General features: G+C 50.9%; 17 protein-coding genes. 4 read left to right on the top strand and 13 right to left on the bottom strand.

Annotated elements, in window-relative coordinates:
* Window positions 1-23 precede the first annotated feature (23 nt).
* Both JC793_RS11615 and JC793_RS11620 read right to left on the bottom strand, forming a co-directional pair.
* On the bottom strand, window positions 24-710 hold the full coding sequence (locus JC793_RS11615) for an ankyrin repeat domain-containing protein (protein WP_218426246.1): 687 nt from the start codon (window positions 708-710) through the stop codon (window positions 24-26).
* 82 nt (window positions 711-792) lie between these two features.
* Entirely contained in the window at window positions 793-1,626 is an 834-nt protein-coding gene (locus JC793_RS11620) for an N-acetylmuramoyl-L-alanine amidase (protein ID WP_218426247.1), read from the bottom strand.
* Window positions 1,627-1,819: 193 nt separating this feature from the next.
* Here JC793_RS11620 and JC793_RS11625 point away from each other — a divergent pair, with 193 nt between their 5' ends.
* Entirely contained in the window at window positions 1,820-2,431 is a 612-nt protein-coding gene (locus tag JC793_RS11625; protein ID WP_218426248.1) for a glutathione S-transferase family protein, read from the top strand.
* Window positions 2,432-2,466: 35 nt separating this feature from the next.
* Here the strand turns inward: JC793_RS11625 and JC793_RS11630 are convergent, their stop codons facing one another.
* Both JC793_RS11630 and JC793_RS11635 read right to left on the bottom strand, forming a co-directional pair.
* Complete coding sequence (locus JC793_RS11630) at window positions 2,467-3,117, bottom strand: CatB-related O-acetyltransferase (protein WP_218426249.1); 651 nt, start codon at window positions 3,115-3,117, stop codon at window positions 2,467-2,469.
* Window positions 3,118-3,280: 163 nt separating this feature from the next.
* Entirely contained in the window at window positions 3,281-4,735 is a 1,455-nt protein-coding gene (locus JC793_RS11635) for an alanine/glycine:cation symporter family protein (RefSeq protein ID WP_054425894.1), read from the bottom strand.
* Between the two features lie 1,184 nt (window positions 4,736-5,919).
* Here JC793_RS11635 and JC793_RS19615 point away from each other — a divergent pair.
* Entirely contained in the window at window positions 5,920-5,982 is a 63-nt protein-coding gene (locus tag JC793_RS19615) for a GhoT/OrtT family toxin (RefSeq protein ID WP_489886180.1), read from the top strand.
* A gap of 6 nt (window positions 5,983-5,988) precedes the next feature.
* On the opposite strand, the gene JC793_RS11645 is transcribed toward JC793_RS19615, so the two are convergent.
* Together JC793_RS11645 and JC793_RS11650 are read right to left on the bottom strand one after the other, a co-directional pair.
* Window positions 5,989-6,177, bottom strand: a complete 189-nt coding sequence (locus JC793_RS11645) for a hypothetical protein (RefSeq protein WP_166708090.1) — start codon at window positions 6,175-6,177, stop codon at window positions 5,989-5,991.
* Window positions 6,178-6,329: 152 nt separating this feature from the next.
* Entirely contained in the window at window positions 6,330-6,530 is a 201-nt protein-coding gene (locus tag JC793_RS11650; RefSeq protein WP_004235196.1) for a hypothetical protein, read from the bottom strand.
* A gap of 913 nt (window positions 6,531-7,443) precedes the next feature.
* Between JC793_RS11650 and satP the strand changes: the two genes are divergently transcribed.
* A complete protein-coding gene (gene satP, locus JC793_RS11655) occupies window positions 7,444-8,013 on the top strand; it encodes an acetate uptake transporter (protein ID WP_046893294.1) in 570 nt (189 codons plus the stop codon).
* 227 nt (window positions 8,014-8,240) lie between these two features.
* Here the strand turns inward: satP and JC793_RS11660 are convergent, their stop codons facing one another.
* A complete protein-coding gene (locus JC793_RS11660; RefSeq protein ID WP_046893342.1) occupies window positions 8,241-8,780 on the bottom strand; it encodes a YfaZ family outer membrane protein in 540 nt (179 codons plus the stop codon).
* 297 nt (window positions 8,781-9,077) lie between these two features.
* Here JC793_RS11660 and JC793_RS11665 point away from each other — a divergent pair, with 297 nt between their 5' ends.
* A complete protein-coding gene (locus JC793_RS11665) occupies window positions 9,078-10,520 on the top strand; it encodes a catalase (protein WP_218426250.1) in 1,443 nt (480 codons plus the stop codon).
* A gap of 61 nt (window positions 10,521-10,581) precedes the next feature.
* Here the strand turns inward: JC793_RS11665 and menE are convergent, their stop codons facing one another.
* From menE to JC793_RS11695, 6 genes are all read right to left on the bottom strand, one after another.
* The gene (gene menE / locus JC793_RS11670; protein WP_218426251.1) at window positions 10,582-11,973 is read right to left on the bottom strand and encodes an o-succinylbenzoate--CoA ligase; all 1,392 of its coding nucleotides are present in this window, start codon (window positions 11,971-11,973) and stop codon (window positions 10,582-10,584) included.
* Complete coding sequence (gene menC / locus JC793_RS11675; RefSeq protein WP_166708092.1) at window positions 11,973-12,944, bottom strand: o-succinylbenzoate synthase; 972 nt, start codon at window positions 12,942-12,944, stop codon at window positions 11,973-11,975. The genes menE and menC overlap by 1 nt, the downstream gene beginning before the upstream one ends.
* Window positions 12,944-13,801, bottom strand: a complete 858-nt coding sequence (gene menB, locus JC793_RS11680) for a 1,4-dihydroxy-2-naphthoyl-CoA synthase (RefSeq protein WP_004235182.1) — start codon at window positions 13,799-13,801, stop codon at window positions 12,944-12,946. The genes menC and menB overlap by 1 nt, the downstream gene beginning before the upstream one ends.
* A 14-nt stretch (window positions 13,802-13,815) precedes the next feature.
* Complete coding sequence (gene menH, locus JC793_RS11685; RefSeq protein ID WP_218426252.1) at window positions 13,816-14,589, bottom strand: 2-succinyl-6-hydroxy-2,4-cyclohexadiene-1-carboxylate synthase; 774 nt, start codon at window positions 14,587-14,589, stop codon at window positions 13,816-13,818.
* Window positions 14,586-16,256, bottom strand: a complete 1,671-nt coding sequence (gene menD, locus JC793_RS11690; RefSeq protein WP_218426253.1) for a 2-succinyl-5-enolpyruvyl-6-hydroxy-3-cyclohexene-1-carboxylic-acid synthase — start codon at window positions 16,254-16,256, stop codon at window positions 14,586-14,588. Before menD ends, menH begins: the two co-directional genes overlap by 4 nt.
* A gap of 126 nt (window positions 16,257-16,382) precedes the next feature.
* Complete coding sequence (locus tag JC793_RS11695; protein WP_218426254.1) at window positions 16,383-17,714, bottom strand: isochorismate synthase; 1,332 nt, start codon at window positions 17,712-17,714, stop codon at window positions 16,383-16,385.
* Between the last annotated feature and the right edge of the window lie 115 nt (window positions 17,715-17,829).

Here is a 17,829-nt window from a genome sequence, read left to right on the forward strand (position 1 = left end):
GCCGTTATTTATTACGTTACTGTTTAGTGTGCCGCTGCCCGTTCCAGAATAGCGGCCAGATTACGGTAGCCATGACGTTTTGCCAGAGTCAGTGGTGAATCTCCGGCAGCATCCGGCAGATTAACATCTGCACCGCCCTCAATCAGTAAAGTGACAATATCCGCATATTTCTGACTGCCGTCACCGAGAATGATCGCTTCAATCAGCGCGGTCCAGCCAAGATTATTAACATGATTAACATTCACTCCTGCATCAATCAGTGTCTTCACTGTTTTGACATGACCGCGCTCTGATGCGGGGATCAGCGCAGTACCGCCATAACGGTTCGTGCTTTTCAGATCGGCCCCGTGACTGAGTGTCATTTCCAGAATATCCTGTAATCCGCGTGCACCGGCATATAAATACGGCGTGTCCATAATAGCATCTGCGGCATTCACATCAGCACCCTGTTCTATCAGATAGCGGGCCACCTCTGTGCGGTTACCGTGTACTGCTGCCATCAGCGGTGTACGCAGGCGGTTATCACGCTGCTCAATATCGCCGCCCTGTCTGATTAACTGCTGAACCGTATTAAGATCACCCTTTTCCGCTGCGGTAACCAGATCAGGCCGGTCTGTTTTTGTCATACCTGTTGCCATTGTTATCAGTGAGAAAAAAATAATACCGGATAGCCCGATCAGCCTGCCGGCACTCAGAATGCGTTTTTTCATTCTGCCACTCCTGTTGTGCTGATCCTGTGAATACTCATACCATAACAAAACAGCATGATTTTTCACCTGACAGATAACAGGGTTATTGTGCGCCGTATTTTTTCAGAAGGGCTTTCACCAGAGCCAGTGTTTCCGCGTCCGCCTCACCGTTTACTTTATGAGAGCGGAAATGCATCTGGAATGCTTTGATAACATTGCGGGTTTTACCATCCATTTTGCCGGTTACGGTGATTTCATAGCCATATTTTTTCAGTGCCTGCTGTAACTCTCCGGCATTGATTTTATCCGACGGATGCCGGTTTCCGAGAAAATGTTTTACATCAGATGCGTCCGGCCAGGCGCCGATCCCGCGTTTCGCCAGATATTCCCACGGGAACATCGGCCCCGGGTCCAGTTTACGCTGCGGTGCAATATCACTGTGTCCCACCACATTTTGCGGTGCAATGTTATGCCGCGCGATCACATCCTGTGCCAGTTTTACAATCAGGTCTATCTGGGCTGTCTGATACGGCACCCAGCGCTGCCCGACAGACATTTTCACTGTACCGGGATTAACAATCTCCACACCGACTGAGCTTTTATTCAGACTGCTTTCACCGCGCCAGTAACTCTTTCCGGCATGCCACGCTTCACTGCCTTCCGGCACCAGCTGCAATACCACCGGCTTACCATCACGCACCGCCGGTATTGTCGGCACCAGATACTGAACACTCACCCCGCCGGCGGTCAGCACCCGCAGCGATGCCTCATCATTCAGCGCGGTATAATGAAAAACCAGATAATTATTCGGTTTGGATAACCACGGCTCTTTGATATTCCGCTGATCGACAATAAATTCACCATGATCAATATACCGGCTCTGATTACTGCATCCTGTCAGTATCAGTGCACACACCAGACACACGCTACGCCACATCTTTCTTTATCCTGTACAATTTTATCCGGCACTGTGCCGGTACAGCCCCTTTCCGGGAAATATCACGATCGTATTATTCATAACGAACATTATGTCACAGCAGTATATTATGACGACTTCATTGCGGTAGTGCTATGCTCTGAAAACGAATCATCATGAGGTTTTTCGGATTTTTATTCACGCGGAGAATGAAATGGATATTTACACTTACCCGAAGTCGCGCTCCATCCGCGCCACCTGGATGGCAGAAGAGCTGAGTCTTGATTATCAGTGTCACTTTACCGATGTAATGTCTGCCGGAAAACAGATTCCGGGTAAAAATCAGAAAGTCCTTGCACTGTCTGATAACGGGCTGGTCATTTTTGAATCCTCCGCCATCTGCATTTACCTCGCGCAAACTTACGGTAACGGACGTTTTTACCCGCAGGATATAAAAAAACAGGCCATAGTAAACCAGTGGCTCGCCTATATTATTTCGGAACTGGAAAGCCCCCTCTGGATCATACTGAAACATGCCGTGGTCTTACCGGAAACTATGCGGCAACCGGCTGCTATCGAACCGGCAAAAGAGGATTTTCTGCGGGCCATTAAGGTCATTGAACAAGAGATCTGCGGAAAAACATGGCTGTGTAACGATGATTTTTCTGTGGCGGATATTTTCTTATTTCATATCTCACGCTGGGCCATGATGCTGGGTTTTGTATTGTCAGAGGATCTTGTGCACTACACTGAGGCACTGGAGAAGCGTCCGGCACTGCAACGCGCCCGTCAGCGGGAGCAACAGGCAGCTGAAAACGCACGATAAAAAATACCCGCCGCGGCGGGTATTCAATCATCTATTTACGGCTGAGTGCTGTTTTGTGCCCTGTCATACTGTTCTGATGCCGCTTTCAGCCCGGCCAGATCTGCGGAGCAAATCAGCGGTCTCAGCGCATCAAACTTCGCCTGCGGCCAGTCATAGAGGGACAGCGACAGTAACTCCGTGACAATATTTTCATCAAACCGGCTGCGGATAACGGCAGCCGGATTACCGCCGGCAATCGCATATGGCGGCACATCGCGGACAACCACACTGTTTGCCGCAATCACCGCGCCCTCACCGATAGTCACACCGGGCATAATCATCGCCCGCATGCCTATCCAGGCACCGTCACCAATCCGGGTATCCCCTTTGCCTATATAAGCCTCATCAATGATATCCGGAAACGGATACAGGCTGAACCAGTCATGGCGGTGTGTATGATTACCGCCCATCAGGATCACGGCTTCTGCACCGATGCAGACATAATCCCCGATATACAACTCATCCACTTTCCAGCTGAGCTGCCAGTCACGGCTTATTTCATCGCCCTGTAAATAACGGACAACGGAGGCTTCAAACCCTTTATCCCAGCAGTCGCTGTAATAGCTGTGAGTGCCTTTGATATGAATATTCGGATTTGTGACCGTTTCATGCAACCGTTCACAAACGGACCAATGTTTTTGTTTCATGGTAAATCTCATTATTGATGAATAGTTACCACAGAACGCTGCTCTGTGGTGATGTACCCGCGTTCAAAGCACATCACACCGGGTTATCCTCGCCCGTTTCAGCCGGGGATTATCCATTATTCTCTCCCATACAGAAAAACACCCGCAAAAGCGGGTGTTGTCGTCAGTTAACCTTTTGTTCAACCAGCGGTTCCGGTGTTTCTTCCCAGATGCCGTCTTCAACCTGTTTACGAATTTCAGGATAAAGGTTGATATCAAACTGCGGTAATTTCCCCGTTTTGCGCTGTTGGTTATAATCTTTCGCCAGCTTAAATGCAACGCCGGACAACAACAGGATAGCAATCAGGTTTGTCACCGCCATCAGTCCCATCGAGAAATCAGCCATTTTCCAGACCAGCGGCATTTCTGACAATGCCCCGAACATCACCATACCCAGCGAAGCCAGGCGCAGGACAAACAGCCCTTTGGTGTGTTTGTGCTCGAGGAACACCATATTGCTTTCCGCATAGGCGTAATTGGCAATAATGGAGGTAAACGCAAAGAAGAAGATAGCCACGGCCACAAAGACAGAACCCCAGCTGCCGACAACCGAACTCAGTGCCAGTTGCGTGATCTCAATACCGTTGATATCCCCCTGCGGATTGTCCAGCACACCGGAGGAGAGAATAATCATCGCGGTAGCGCTGCAGATAACCAGTGTGTCCATAAAGACCCCCAGCATCTGCACATACCCCTGAGAAACAGGATGCGGCGGAAATGGTGCCGCAGACGCTGCAGCGTTCGGGGCGGAGCCCATGCCTGCCTCATTCGAGAACAAACCACGCTGTACGCCGTTAATCATGGCCTGTGCCACACCATAACCGACAGCACCGGAAACCGCCTCCTGTAATCCGAAAGCACTTTTGATAATCAGCATAAAAATTTCCGGCAGGCGTTCTGCATAATGCCCCATCACCCAGAAGGCGAGAATGAGATACGCAACCGCCATCACCGGTACCACCAGCTCCGCCACCCGGGCAATGGAGCGCAGGCCGCCGAAAATGATCACACCACAGATAACCACCAGACCGGCACCGACATAACCGGCATCCGCGCCAAAGGCCATTTTGGACGCCTGAGCAATCGAGTTTGCCTGAACGGCATTAAAGACCAGTCCGAATGCGATAATCAGGAAGATTGAGAACAGCACGCCCATCCAGCGGGCTTTCAGTCCGCGTTCCATATAATACGCCGGACCACCGCGATAATTCCCCTGATCGTCACGGGTTTTATAAAGCTGGGCAAGCGTACTTTCAATAAAGGATGTCGCCATACCGATCAGCGCGACAACCCACATCCAGAAGATAGCGCCGGGACCACCCGCGGTCAGGGCGATCGCCACCCCGGTCAGGTTCCCGGTCCCCACCCGTGCAGCCAGACTTGTACACAGTGCCTGAAACGGGGAAATGCCGGATTTATCCGATTTCTTACTGTGCTTTAGCACGCTGAACATGTGTCCGAAGTGACGGAATTGGATAAATCCGGTACGAAATGTGAAGTACAGTCCGATACCCAGTAATAAATAGATGAGCAGGTGGTTCCAGAGTAGTCCGTTTAATGTATTAATTATATCGGTCAAAGTTATACCTCTTATATTGCTGTGCTGATTTGCGGCGAACAAGCCCCTTAACGAATGACAGGTAATATCCGTATTGTCATATCTGACGGTAATTGTTTAAAAAAAAGACACCTCTTATTAAGAATCAGCCCGACTTTACCATAAGAAATATTTCTCTGTATATTTTTTTATTCCTTTTTTTTCACTCTATTAATTAACGTTAATTTTTCGCATTAATACAACGATTAATCCGAACGATTACTTCAATAATCAACTATCAAAAATAAACAAAAAATCACTTTAACTACAATTACTTATGATAGTCGTTACTTTATCTCCTATTAGTTTATTTATACTTTCAATTTACCACCACATTTTATTATCCCGCCATAAATTAAAACACATGATTGAATAAAAAATAAAATTTATTCATTAATTACTGGTTAAATTAACGAAAAAGAATAATGTTCATCATCCTGGAAATAAAAATAAATAATAAAAACGGTTAAATGCGATATAAACATTCCGGTTACCCGTAATAAAATAACGTATTTAATAACCGGGAGCGACCCTCTGCCGCAGCCTCCCGCCAGTCTGATACTGCTGCCCATCGCAGGCAGAGCCTGATTCCGCGCCAAACTTTGCTCTGCGACACACTCCGGTGAAAAAAAGCTTTCGCAGCTGACCGGTTTCCGCTAACATAGCGTTATATAATCTGTTATATACCGGATTGTATACATTGCTCTTAATATTTTTTTGCCGGTCAGCTGACCGGCAATTTTTTTGTCTGCCCTGTCTGATTGCAATCTGTGAAAATGTGATCCCGCCTGATATTTAGCATAAAGGCAGGAATAACAGTGTGGTAATTTTGTTATTAATCATTATTATCAGAACAGATAATCGTGCATTTCTTCGTTATTTTTTCTTTCTTTTTGCTCCCTTCCGGGAGCATTTTCTTATCCGCCGGGTAAAAAAACACAGCTGCCGGCACGGAAAATCGCAGAAATTCCGGTGCCGGCAGCAGATCCGTCATGATTTATCGCCGCGGGTAAGGTACACTAGCCGCATCAGTTTAACTAATGTAACCGTTATGTCCTCTGCACAAATTTTACTGACTATCTACGCGACAGGTGGTCTTTTTTCATTCATTCTGACTTTTTTTTCTGACAAAAGATCCGAATCCGTTTTTCCGCCTGCTCAGTTGCCTGCTGATAGCACTCACCTGGCCGATGTCACTGCCGGTGGTGATTTTATTCTCGCTGTTCTGACTGCGTTCAGAGCCATACTATTCCCGCAGTCACCACAAGACACAAAAATATCAGCCGCCCCCATGTCAGAGAACTGCCGTGCTGCTGCCACAGTACATTTATTTCAGGCGCCAGTGCATAACCGCGCTGACAAATACGACGGCGGATACGGCGGGTAAGGAAAACACGGAACGAACCGGATTGTGGTGATTTCATACATACCTCTGCTGAGAAAGAGAACGTATGTGAAACCTGATACTCCCGGAAGATAATTATTATGCGGACATTATAAAAGAGAACCGCAACCACAAAAAGGGAGAGATTATGCGGCTGAGTTCTCCTTTATTCAGAATCAGGGCTGGTAACCATCAATCCAGTGCATTGATAGCTTTTTCATAGATGACATTCATAAAATCATCGTTCTGCTGTTCCCAATATATTTCCAGCATCACCTGAATGGCTTCTTTGGTGACAGGCTCACCGCTTTTGCATAAAAGGACAGCGGCTCTGCCGATTGCCTGGCAAATTTCGCCATAAACATATGCGTCGCTAACTCGTTCTGAAATCATATTTATGCCTATTTATTTTTAATATAACTACTGCCGTTCTGTCTTTACGTATGGCATCCCGGCATTGCTGTTGACTGCACCCCGGTAAGAATTATCTAAAATTCCCTGTGATTTATTATCGTCACATTGCGTTTAATGTTCAAAGAAAAACATATTATTCCGGAGAATATTTTCAGGAAAAAACAAAAATGTTTGGTATCAATAAGTTATGATAGATCCACATTATTACTCTTGCAAATTGTTAACTTTTTGTTTCTTATGGGTTAATACTATATCATGCGACTTGTGCTTTTTCGCTATTAAAATACATAAATTTATAAATTTTCACCTGCATAAATAACACCCTTTTTTACCTGGTAATAAAATATATTAAATCACTTCACCATACTCATTTATGGATTATTATAATCACATAAAATATCAATACCGATTAAACAGACAGTGATTCACATTATTCCTTTACTCTTTATGTGGAAATAAGGGTATTTACACAATATAAGGATATAAGTATTAACCGATATGCTATACTCTTTTAATGGGTAATTTCTTCATTATGGTTAACTATATTTTTATTAATATCAGCAACAGACAAATAACGCCATAAAATTATTCGTCATTCTTCTATTCCATTTATATAAGATTATAAAACATATCATCGTAATTTTGCCTAATCATAATAAGAATACGCATATTACCGGTAAAAAGATTCTTTATCCTGACCGCAGCTCTTCCCTCAACTGCCATAATTTTAAACAAATCTGTCGTAAACAAGACATCTTGTTTTACAATATATTAATATTTAACATTTACCCTGCAAAAATCAGTTTTTTATAGTTGTATTTCTGTACATTTCCCCTTATCATCCGCGCCTTTGAATAGTGTGTCTCTCTTTTATTTATCTGATTGAGGTTCTATGAGCTCTGACCGTATTGCGAATCCAGGCCCGCTGGGCTTACTGGGATTTGGTATGACGACTATCCTGCTGAATGTCCACAACGCCGGATTCTTCCCGATGGCTTCTGTTATTCTGAGCATGGGGATTTTCTACGGTGGTATTGCGCAGGTCATCGCCGGTATTTTCGAATATAAGAAAGGAAATACTTTTGGTGCGACAGCCTTTACTTCGTACGGCTTTTTCTGGATAAGTCTGGTCGGCATACTGTTAATGCCGTCAATGGGATTCGGTGAGGCAACCAGCCATGAGTTCCTGGCTGTTTATCTGGCACTGTGGGGTATTTTCTCATTCTTTATGTTTCTTGCCACTCTGAAAGCAAACCTCGCGCTGCGTGCGGTTTTCTTCCTGCTGGTGATTTTATTTGCCCTGCTCGTTATCGGTAATGCTACCGGTAATGCCGCATTACTGAAAATTGCCGGTTATGAAGGTATTTTATGTGGTGCAACCGCATTTTATCTGGCAATGGCTGAAGTACTGAATGAGCAGTACGGCCGGACGATTTTACCTGTCGGCGGGCGTCACGCCTGATAACAGTTTTTTATATAAAAAAACCCGTTCACTGAACGGGTTGAGATTGCTGACAAAGCAGGATAAAACGCGGTTTTTCCTGCTTTGTGTTATCAGCCGAAAATCAATAAATTGATTTTCCTGGTTTATTTTTACAACCTCTGTCGGTCGTCGCCAACCCCTGCGGGTTTGTCAACGGCCTGAAACCCGTTCACAGAACGGGTTTTTTGTTGTCTGCAACAAGGGGATCAGAAACTCAGACCCGCGCCCAGATAAGCGCCGTCTGCAATGCGGTTTTCATGGCCGCTGTTAGATTCAACTTCAATCTTACGATAACCCGCTTTAACATTCAGTGGTGCAAATACTGTCCAGTTTGCGCCCACATCAGCTTCTTTATAAGAATCATTACCGGATGTCAGACCTGACGGTGCGCCGTAAAATTCACCGTAAACGCGGACTGACGGCAGAATGCTCCATGCCACACCAACACCCGGTGCGACAGCCATTCCTTTTTTACCCACTTCCGGATCGAGATAAATTGCTTTACCGCCGACACTGGCGGAAACCGGCCCCAGCGGGAATGCAAATTTAGCACGTGCGCCGCCTAACTGCCCCTGGTGATCACTGCGTGCCCAGTTACCGTCAAATGACAGTCCGGAGTACGGGTCGCCGACACCGATATTAATATCAGTATATTTTTTACCGGCCTGAACATCCATTGAGATTGCATTTGCCGCGCCCGCCGCGAGCATCAGTGTTGCAGCCACAGCTGCTTTATATTTTTTCATTTTTTGCCACCACTTAAAATAAGACAGGGTTTTCGGCATTTTCCCCGAAACTGTCACCATTTGAAAGTTAATATTCTGATTTTTATGTAAAGTTATCTATATACACAATCAATAGGTCACACCAATTCATCAAATCGACGCATTCTTTTTATGACAGTGCTATATTTTATACCAAGTCATACATTCAGATAAAAACAACAATGCACAATACAGCTTATGACTTAACATGCTGATTTTGCACATCGCGCCAAATTCTGCATATCAGCGTTTTTTTCCTTTACCGACTGGAGATATGTGATGAAGAAGAAAGGATTAACAACGGCCGCGGGCGCACCCGTCGTTGATAACAATAATGTCATGACTGCCGGAAAACGCGGTCCGATGCTGCTACAGGATGTCTGGTTCCTGGAAAAACTGGCACATTTTGACCGTGAAGTAATCCCTGAGCGCCGTATGCACGCCAAAGGCTCCGGTGCATTCGGTACATTTACAGTTACCCATGATATTACCCGTTATACCCGTGCAAAAATTTTCTCTCAGGTCGGCAAAAAAACCGACATGTTTGCCCGTTTCTCCACCGTTGCCGGTGAGCGCGGTGCGGCAGATGCGGAGCGGGATATCCGCGGTTTTGCCCTGAAATTTTATACCGAGGAAGGTAACTGGGATATGGTGGGTAACAACACCCCGGTGTTCTACCTGCGCGACCCGCTGAAATTCCCGGATCTGAACCACGTTGTAAAACGTGACCCGCGCACTAACCTGCGCAATATGGCATATAAGTGGGATTTCTTTTCTCACCTGCCTGAATCCCTCCACCAGCTGACGATTGATGTCAGTGACCGTGGTCTGCCGCAGAGCTACCGCAATATGCACGGTTTCGGCAGCCATACTTACAGCTTTATCAGCGGCAACAATGAGCGTTTCTGGGTAAAATTCCACTTCCGCTGCCAGCAGGGTATTGCCAACCTGATGGATGATGAGGCAGAACAGTTAATCGGGAAAGATCGTGAAAGTTCACAGCGTGACCTATTCAATGCGATTGAAAAAGGGGATTATCCGCGCTGGAACCTGCAAATTCAGGTGATGCCGGAAGCTGAAGCAGCAAAAGTTCCGTACAACCCGTTTGATCTGACCAAAGTGTGGCCGCATGCGGATTATCCGCTGATGGATGTCGGTTATTTTGAGCTGAACCGTAACCCGGAAAACTATTTCTCCGATGTGGAACAGGCGGCATTCAGCCCGGCCAACGTCGTTCCCGGTATTGGATTCTCTCCGGACAAAATGTTGCAGGGGCGTCTGTTCTCCTACGGCGATGCTCACCGCTACCGCTTAGGTGTTAACCACCATCAGATCCCGGTGAATAAACCACGCTGCCCGTTCCATAATTATCACCGTGACGGTGCAATGCGTATCGACGGCAACAGCGGTAATACTGAAACTTACGAGCCGAACAGCGCCGGTCTTTTTCAGGAACAGCCTGATTTCAGCGAGCCGCCGCTGTCTGTCGACGGTGCCGCCGACCACTGGAATCACCGTGAAGACGCGGATTACTTCAGCCAGCCGCGCGCACTGTATGAACTGCTCAGTGATGCCGAGCATCAGCGCATGTTTGCCCGTATCGCCGGTGAGCTGGTTCAGGCCGCCGAAGAAACACAGGCCCGCCAGATAGCACTGTTTAAACAGGTGCATCCGGAATACGGTGCCGGTGTGGAAGCGGCCATCGCGAAACTGAAAAAATAATCGTGTGATAACATGACAAAACCGCTGCCGTCAGTGACCGCAGCGGTTTTTTTATATGAATTCAGCGGATATGAAAACGATCCTGCGCCATCTGAATCAGCGGTGCGCGGGTACGTTTTATGCCGCTGCCCGCATCCGTTTCCGGTAATGCATAACAGGCCGCCGGACGCATAAACGCAGGCAGTTCCGCCTGACACCACTCACTGAAATGCTGCCGTTGTTCCGCTGTCCAGTCATCATAATCACGGATGAGATACACCGGGACAGCACCGAACTCGTCACTGCTGACGGGCACCACCAGACATTCCGTGATCAGCGGATAATGCATCAGCTGTTTTTCTGTTACTTCCGGCTGTACGTTCTCGCCGCCGCAGCAGAAAAGATTATCCAGCCGTCCGTCGATCACCAGTTCCCCCTCCGCCATATGACCTTTGTCGCCGGTCGGATACCAGCCGTCGTAAGAAAGCAGTGTATGCAGTGCACCGTTCAGCCAGACACCGGCGGCAAAACTGTCACCTTTGATCAGGATCTGCTGCTGTTCATCCGTGCGGATGTCTTTGCCGGACAGCGGATTTCCGACACCCGGTTTGCCGTCCGCCCGTTTGGCACAGACTGTTGAGGCAAACTCTGTCATGCCGTAACCGCACCAGCAGCGGATACCCCGGGCTTCCGCAGCTTCCGTCAGCGCAACAGGGATAGCCGCTCCGCCGAGCAGAACATCACGCAGCGGCGGCAGGGTTTCAGGTGATTGCAGCAGACGCCAGAGTTGTGTCGGTACCAGGGACGCGTGAGTACATCCGCGCAGTGATTCTTCCAGTGTTTCACCGTCTGCCCGTACCACCATTTCCCCGCCCTGTAACAGCCAGCGCCAGAGAATCCCCTGTCCGGAGACATGATACAGCGGCAGCGATAACAGCCAGCTGTCACCCGCCTGATAATTCAGCAGTGATACCACGCCCTGCGCCGCCGCGAAATGCGCCACCGGACGATGGGCGATCGCTTTCGGCAATCCGGTGGAGCCGGATGTCAGTATCAGTGTTGCCAGCCGTTTCGGATGCGGGATCACTTCCGGTGCCTGCGCACCGTTCAGGCACGGATCAAGGGTTTTCAGCGGCAGTACCACTGTGCCGTCACTCAGGTCGCACAAAAAATCCGCATCCAGTGACGTGACCAATTCTGCCTGCAACTCACGCGGCAGCCCCGGATTGAGTGTCAGAGTGACCGCCCCGCAGCGCAGCAGCGCCAGAAAAGCGATGACCAGTTCTGTGCTGTTTTTGCCGCGCAGCACCACGCAGTTACTTTCCCGCAATCCCTGCTGATAAAAACCGGCGGCGCGCGCATCGATCCGGTTCGTCAGCTCTGTCCATGTCAGCGATGAGTCCGCACAGCGCAGCGCCGTTTTATCCGGCGTCTGCTGCGCATGTGCAACCCACGGCCATTGTGCAGCCGTCATTACCATTGTCCTGTCTGAGTGAGTTGTTCTGCGGTTATCAGTGCCAGTGTGCTGCCCGGCCACGGCCGGACCAGTTGTGATTGCATCAGGGAGAGCGTGTCCAGCCCCGGCAGAGTATCCGGGGTCAGGTGCCCCGCAAGACGGGCCAGTTGTGTCAGGCCAAAACTGCTCTCCAGCGAGGAGCTGATCACGGCCTGCAATCCTTCCCGGTGTGCCGCCGTAATCAGTTCACGACAGCGGGCGATACTGCCTGTCAGTGTGGGTTTGATAACAATCGCTGCCACGCCGGGCTCTGCTTTTACCGTAAACCCCGGCTCACGGACAGATTCATCCCAGGCGATCGCAATTCCGGTGTCCTGAGCATAACGCAGTGATTCTTCGGGTGTTTTGCACGGCTCTTCCAGGAAATCGATCCGGGCACGGTGTTCCGGTGCCACATATTTTGCAAAACCGTCCGCTTTGGCGCGGGTCCAGCTGCGGTTGGCATCCAGACGCAGACGCAGATCCGGCACCGCCTCCAGCAGCAGGTTCACCACCATCCCGTCCCGGACCGCCTCATACAGCCCGACTTTCACTTTGGCGATTTTCTCACCGTCCATGGCATCGAGAGCAAGGATCAAATCATCCGGATCACCGGTACAGAGTGGTGCTTTACGGGTGTTGAGAAGCTGCGGCAGTGTGCCGTCCAGCTCGGCGAGCGCACAACTCAGGCCGAACGCCGCTGACGGCAGCGGGCTTTCCGCCGGTATGCCGCCCTGACACCAGGCAGCAATCCACTGCTCTGCCGCCTGTTGTGCCTCCGCAAGCGTTTCATGACTGAATTCCGGCAGCGGGGAGATTTCCCCCCATCCTTCACGACCATCCTCCCGCAGACAGACCAGCAGTCCGTCGCGGGTTTTCAGGCGCTGATTACGCAGAATAACGCCTGCCTCCATCGGCAGGCTGAAGCTGTACAGTGTGGCGTGGCGCATTACGGGTTACGTTTGAATTTAGAGAAATCCGGTGAGCGTTTTTCGTTGAATGCGTTACGCCCTTCCTGACCTTCTTCGGTCATGTAGAAGAGCATGGTGGCATTACCCGCCAGCTCCTGTAAACCGGACTGACCGTCACAATCCGCATTGAGTGCCGCTTTCAGGCAGCGCAGCGCCATCGGGCTGTTTTCCAGCATCTCACGACACCAGCGCACGGTTTCTTTTTCCAGATCGGCATAAGGCACGACGGTATTGACCAGTCCCATATCCAGCGCTTCCTGTGCATTGTACTGACGGCACAGGAACCAGATTTCACGGGCTTTTTTCTGGCCGACAATCCGCGCCATATAAGAGGCACCCCAGCCGCCGTCAAACGAACCGACTTTCGGCCCGGTCTGACCGAATACCGCATTATCCGCCGCGATGGTCAGGTCACAGATCATGTGCAGCACATGGCCGCCGCCGATAGCGTAACCGGCAACCATGGCCACAACCGGCTTCGGACAGGTGCGGATATCGCGCTGTAAATCGAGAACATTCAGATGATGTGTGCCGCTGTCATCGCGGTAGCCGCCGTAGTCACCGCGGATCTTCTGGTCACCGCCCGCACAGAACGCTTTTTCGCCCTGTCCGGTAAAAATAATGGTGCCGATGCCGTCATCATAACGGGCATTCGCCAGCGCGCTGATCATCTCTTTCACCGTTAACGGACGGAACGCGTTGCGCACCTGCGGACGGTTAATGGTGATTTTGGCGATACCGTCTTTTGATTTATGAAACAGAATATCCTGATAATCGCCGGTGCAGTCGACCCATTCAACCGGGGCAGAGAGCTTTTCTTCGCTCGGATACATCATAGCGGTGAGTTCCTTTAAACAGAATGTAATGATAAAAATGTCCGGACTGCCTCCGCAAACGCGGCGGGATTAGCCTGATGGGTGTTATGCCCGGCATATCGGATAGTCCGTAACGGAAAATGGTGTGCCTCTGCGATGGCGCGGAATTTGCTGTCCTGTTCACCGCAGAGATAGAGCAGCGGCAGATTCAGGGCGTGCAGCTTTTCTGCCAGTTGCGGCTGGTGCCCGAGGGAGGTGTCCGAGAGCATGTCCGCAACCGCAAAGGCGTTATGATGCAGATGCTGTTCCACCCGCTGCTGCCGCTGAACCTCATTGAGATCAGCAAAAACGCCCTGACGATACCAGTCATACAGGAACGACGCCAGCGGGCGTTCACGTAACTGTTGTGCCTGCCGGTTATCGTGCAGCAGCCGGGCATTGCGCTCGTCCAGTGTGGCAAGGCCGGGATTCCCGGCTTCAATAATCAGCCCGCGCAATCCTGCCGGATCACCGTATGCAGCGTGATACATCGCCAGCCGCCCGCCGAGCGAGTAACCGATCAGCCAGTAGTCCTGAATCTGATGTGCAGCAAGGGTAGCGGTGATCAGCTGAGTGACATGCGGAAAGGTTTTTGCGCGGATGGATTGCGAGCCGCCGTGGCCCGGTAAATCAATCAGTAATGAGGGATAATGTCCGGCCGCTTCTGCCGCCGGAAGCCACTCTTCTTTATTGCCCCACAGACCGTGCAGCCAGACCAGCCACGGGCCGGGCCAGTCAGCGTTACAGCGCTGTGCCGCCAGAACCGTCATTGTGCGGCCTCACGTACCAGTTGCTGAAGGTATTTTGCCCCCTCATCACCGTTTGTCACTACTTCAATAACCGTGGCAGAGTGCTGTGACCAGGCTTTGCTGACCGCCGCTTTCAGTGACGGCCAGTCCTGCGGGGCACTGTAGCTGAGGCCGAACATCTGTGCGGCACCGGCAAAACTGACCGACTGTGGCATACAGTAGAAGCGCTGACGCTCCTGTTCGGGTGTCGGCAGCATGGAGAAAATCTGTCCGCCGTTGTTATTGACGATCAGCAGCACAAACGGCCCGGAGGTATAACGCAGCAGCGCCAGGCTGTTGAGATCATACAGCGCGGAGATATCCCCGACGACAGCGAGTGCCGGTTTGGCACTGCCGCGCTGAACACCGGCAGCCGTGGAAATCAGCCCGTCGATACCGCTCGCGCCCCGGTTACTGTACACCGGATAGCCGCACGGCAGCTGAGCAAAGGCATCAATCAGACGGACAATCAGGCTGTTACCGGCAAATAATACCCCCTGCGGCGGCAGCAGTTCCGGCAGGCGGCAGGCAATCTGCGCCTCACCCCAGCCGTCACCCAGGGTTTCTGTCACCTGTGTGTTCAGTGTCTGTGTCCATTCCGTCAGCTGCGGTGCCCACGGTGTGCGCATCTGAGCCGGATGGTCATCCAGCCATTCACTGACACTGCATTCAAATTTGCGGCCCCGGTGATTTGCCGGGTCCAGCCGTCCCGGGATGGTATCCACAATCCAGTATTCCGGCGGGGTGCAGGCGGCCTGCCACTGCAACAGCCGTTTACCGGTCAGGCTTGATCCGAACTGGATAACCACATCCGCCTGTGCCAGAACTTCACGGTAGCGCGGGGATGCCAGCCAGAGATCCGCATGCGGCAACAACTGTCCTGTCTGGGAAAGCACATCACTGATCAGCGGCCAGCCGAGGCATTCCGCCCACTGACGTAACTGTTTTCCTTCCGCGGCCTGCATGCGCCCGGCAATAATCACCCCTTTTTTCTGCCGCCAGAAAAACCAGTCATCCACGCTGATCACAGAGGTACAGCGGGTCTGCTGTAACCAGGGCTTATCACTCTGCCACCAGTTACCGAGCTGAGCCTGCCAGTCTTTGCCGGTTTGTCCGTCATCGTCATACAGCGGTTCGGCAAACGGGCAATTGATATGCGCCGCACCGTGATGCAGACGGTTCATAATGTCATCGAGGGAGGAAACCAGCCAGGATGCCGGGATATCAAATACCGGACGCGGCAGTGCCAGCGAAGCAAACGGATGGGATGAAAAAATACCTGGCTGGCGGATAGCCTGGTTAGCGCCGCAGTCTATCAGTTCCGGCGGACGATCCGCGGTCAGGAAAACAAGACGCTCACCGGTCAGTCCGGCTTCAATCAGTGCCGGATACAGATTTGCCACAGCCGTACCGGAGGTGACAATCACCGCCACCGGCAGCCGGGTGCTTTTTGCCAGCCCCAGTGCCAGATGCGCAAGTCCGCGTTCATCAAAATGGGTGTGGCAGACAAATTTGTCATTGGCGGCGGCGGCCAGTGTCAGGGGTGTTGACCGTGAACCCGGTGCGATACAGATATGACGCAGCCCGTGACGGCTGAGCGCCTCCAAAATCACCTCCGCCCATCGACGGTTCAATGCACTGTTTGACATAGCTCACCTTTCCTGACCTGTAGTTTTCCGTAGTCTACGGACTGACTCAGGAAATACTTTAATGTAGTTCAATAAACCGGTGGATTATTTCATGATTTCTGCCCCGGCAAGCAGAAAATGGCACAATCAGTGTGTCTCGCTCTCCAGCAATGTTCTCAGACCTGCTGCTTTATTTTCAATTTCGCTCCACTCCGCCTGCGGATCAGAACCGGCAACAATACCCGCGCCGGCATATAAATCCACCCGGCTGCCGCTGATTTTCGCACAGCGCAGAGAAACCGCAAATTCACTGCGGGACGGGCTGCAATAACCGCCGCTGCCTGCATACCAGTCGCGGTCAAACGGTTCGTTATCCCGTAAAAATGTCATCGCGGCACTGCGCGGCAGACCGGCAACGGCGGCAGTCGGCTGAAGCCGCTGTAAACAATCGCTGTCACGGGGGGCATATAACGTGGCAGAAATAACACGGTAAAGATGCTGAACTTTGCGCAGACGGATAACCTCCGCCGCACTCACATCCAGTGTGCTGACCGCGCCTTTCAGGCGCTGACAAATATCATCAACCACCACACTGTTTTCATGCACATTCTTTTTATCAGAAAGAAGCCACTGTGCGGCCTCTGCCGCACGTTCATCTTCCGGGTAATTGGCCACGGTTCCCGCCAGTGCCTCAGTATATAACTGCTCACCTGCCCTGAAATAGAGCCGTTCCGGCGGTGAGGCCACAAACGCACTGTCCGGGCCGGTGACCAGCATATAGTGATAACAGTGGTGATTACAGTCACAGCTGGCCTGCATAAAGGCCGCCGGTGAGACTGGCGCAGACAGTGCCAGCGAGGTTTTGCGGGCGGTGACCACTTTTTCCATCTGTCCGCCGCTGATGGCCGTCACCGCATCCGTGACCAGTTGTGTCCATCCGGCTTCATCCGGAGAGTGCCGGGCACTGATAACCGTGCTGTTCAGCACAGGAGGGGTTACCTGCCAGACCAGCGAGCGCAGAAATGTCAGTGTCTCTTCCGGCGGGCGGCTGCCGTCAATATTCACCAGAAATTGTGTCCCGCTGCCGGTTTGACGCAGCTCTGCACGGGGAACAAACAGATAACTGCCGCCGGTGCCCCGCACCGGGGCCGGTGTATCAAACTGCCAGCTGTTCAGCCCCCAGATCCTGATTTGGCTGTCTGCCGGTAAGGTATCCAGCAGTGCCTGGGCATCGCTGATATGGGTAAAACGGCACACTTCCCCGCACACTGCCGCGGTTTCCGTTCCGTCGCGGTGCTGCCAGTAAAACTGCGGCCGGCAGGTTTGTGCACTCAGCCAGCCGGTCAGGGCTGACTGCGGTAATGCATCCGCCAGTGACGGCGGTAATGTCACCGCATACTGATAAATACCATCGGGTTTATTTTTGTTATGCGTTATTTCAGTACAGACCTGAGAAATAAAATCAGAAAAAAGAGTCACTGCTTGCTCCGGATATGCAAAATGCGCGGGTCATCGTGATTATACGGTGAGATAAAAATTATTAAAACCACCCTTCTTTTTTATCCTTGTCACTACTGTGCATTTTAAGCAATTA

The sequence above is a fragment of the Morganella morganii genome, assembly GCF_019242955.1.
In the GTDB taxonomy this organism is placed as follows: domain Bacteria; phylum Pseudomonadota; class Gammaproteobacteria; order Enterobacterales; family Enterobacteriaceae; genus Morganella; species Morganella sibonii.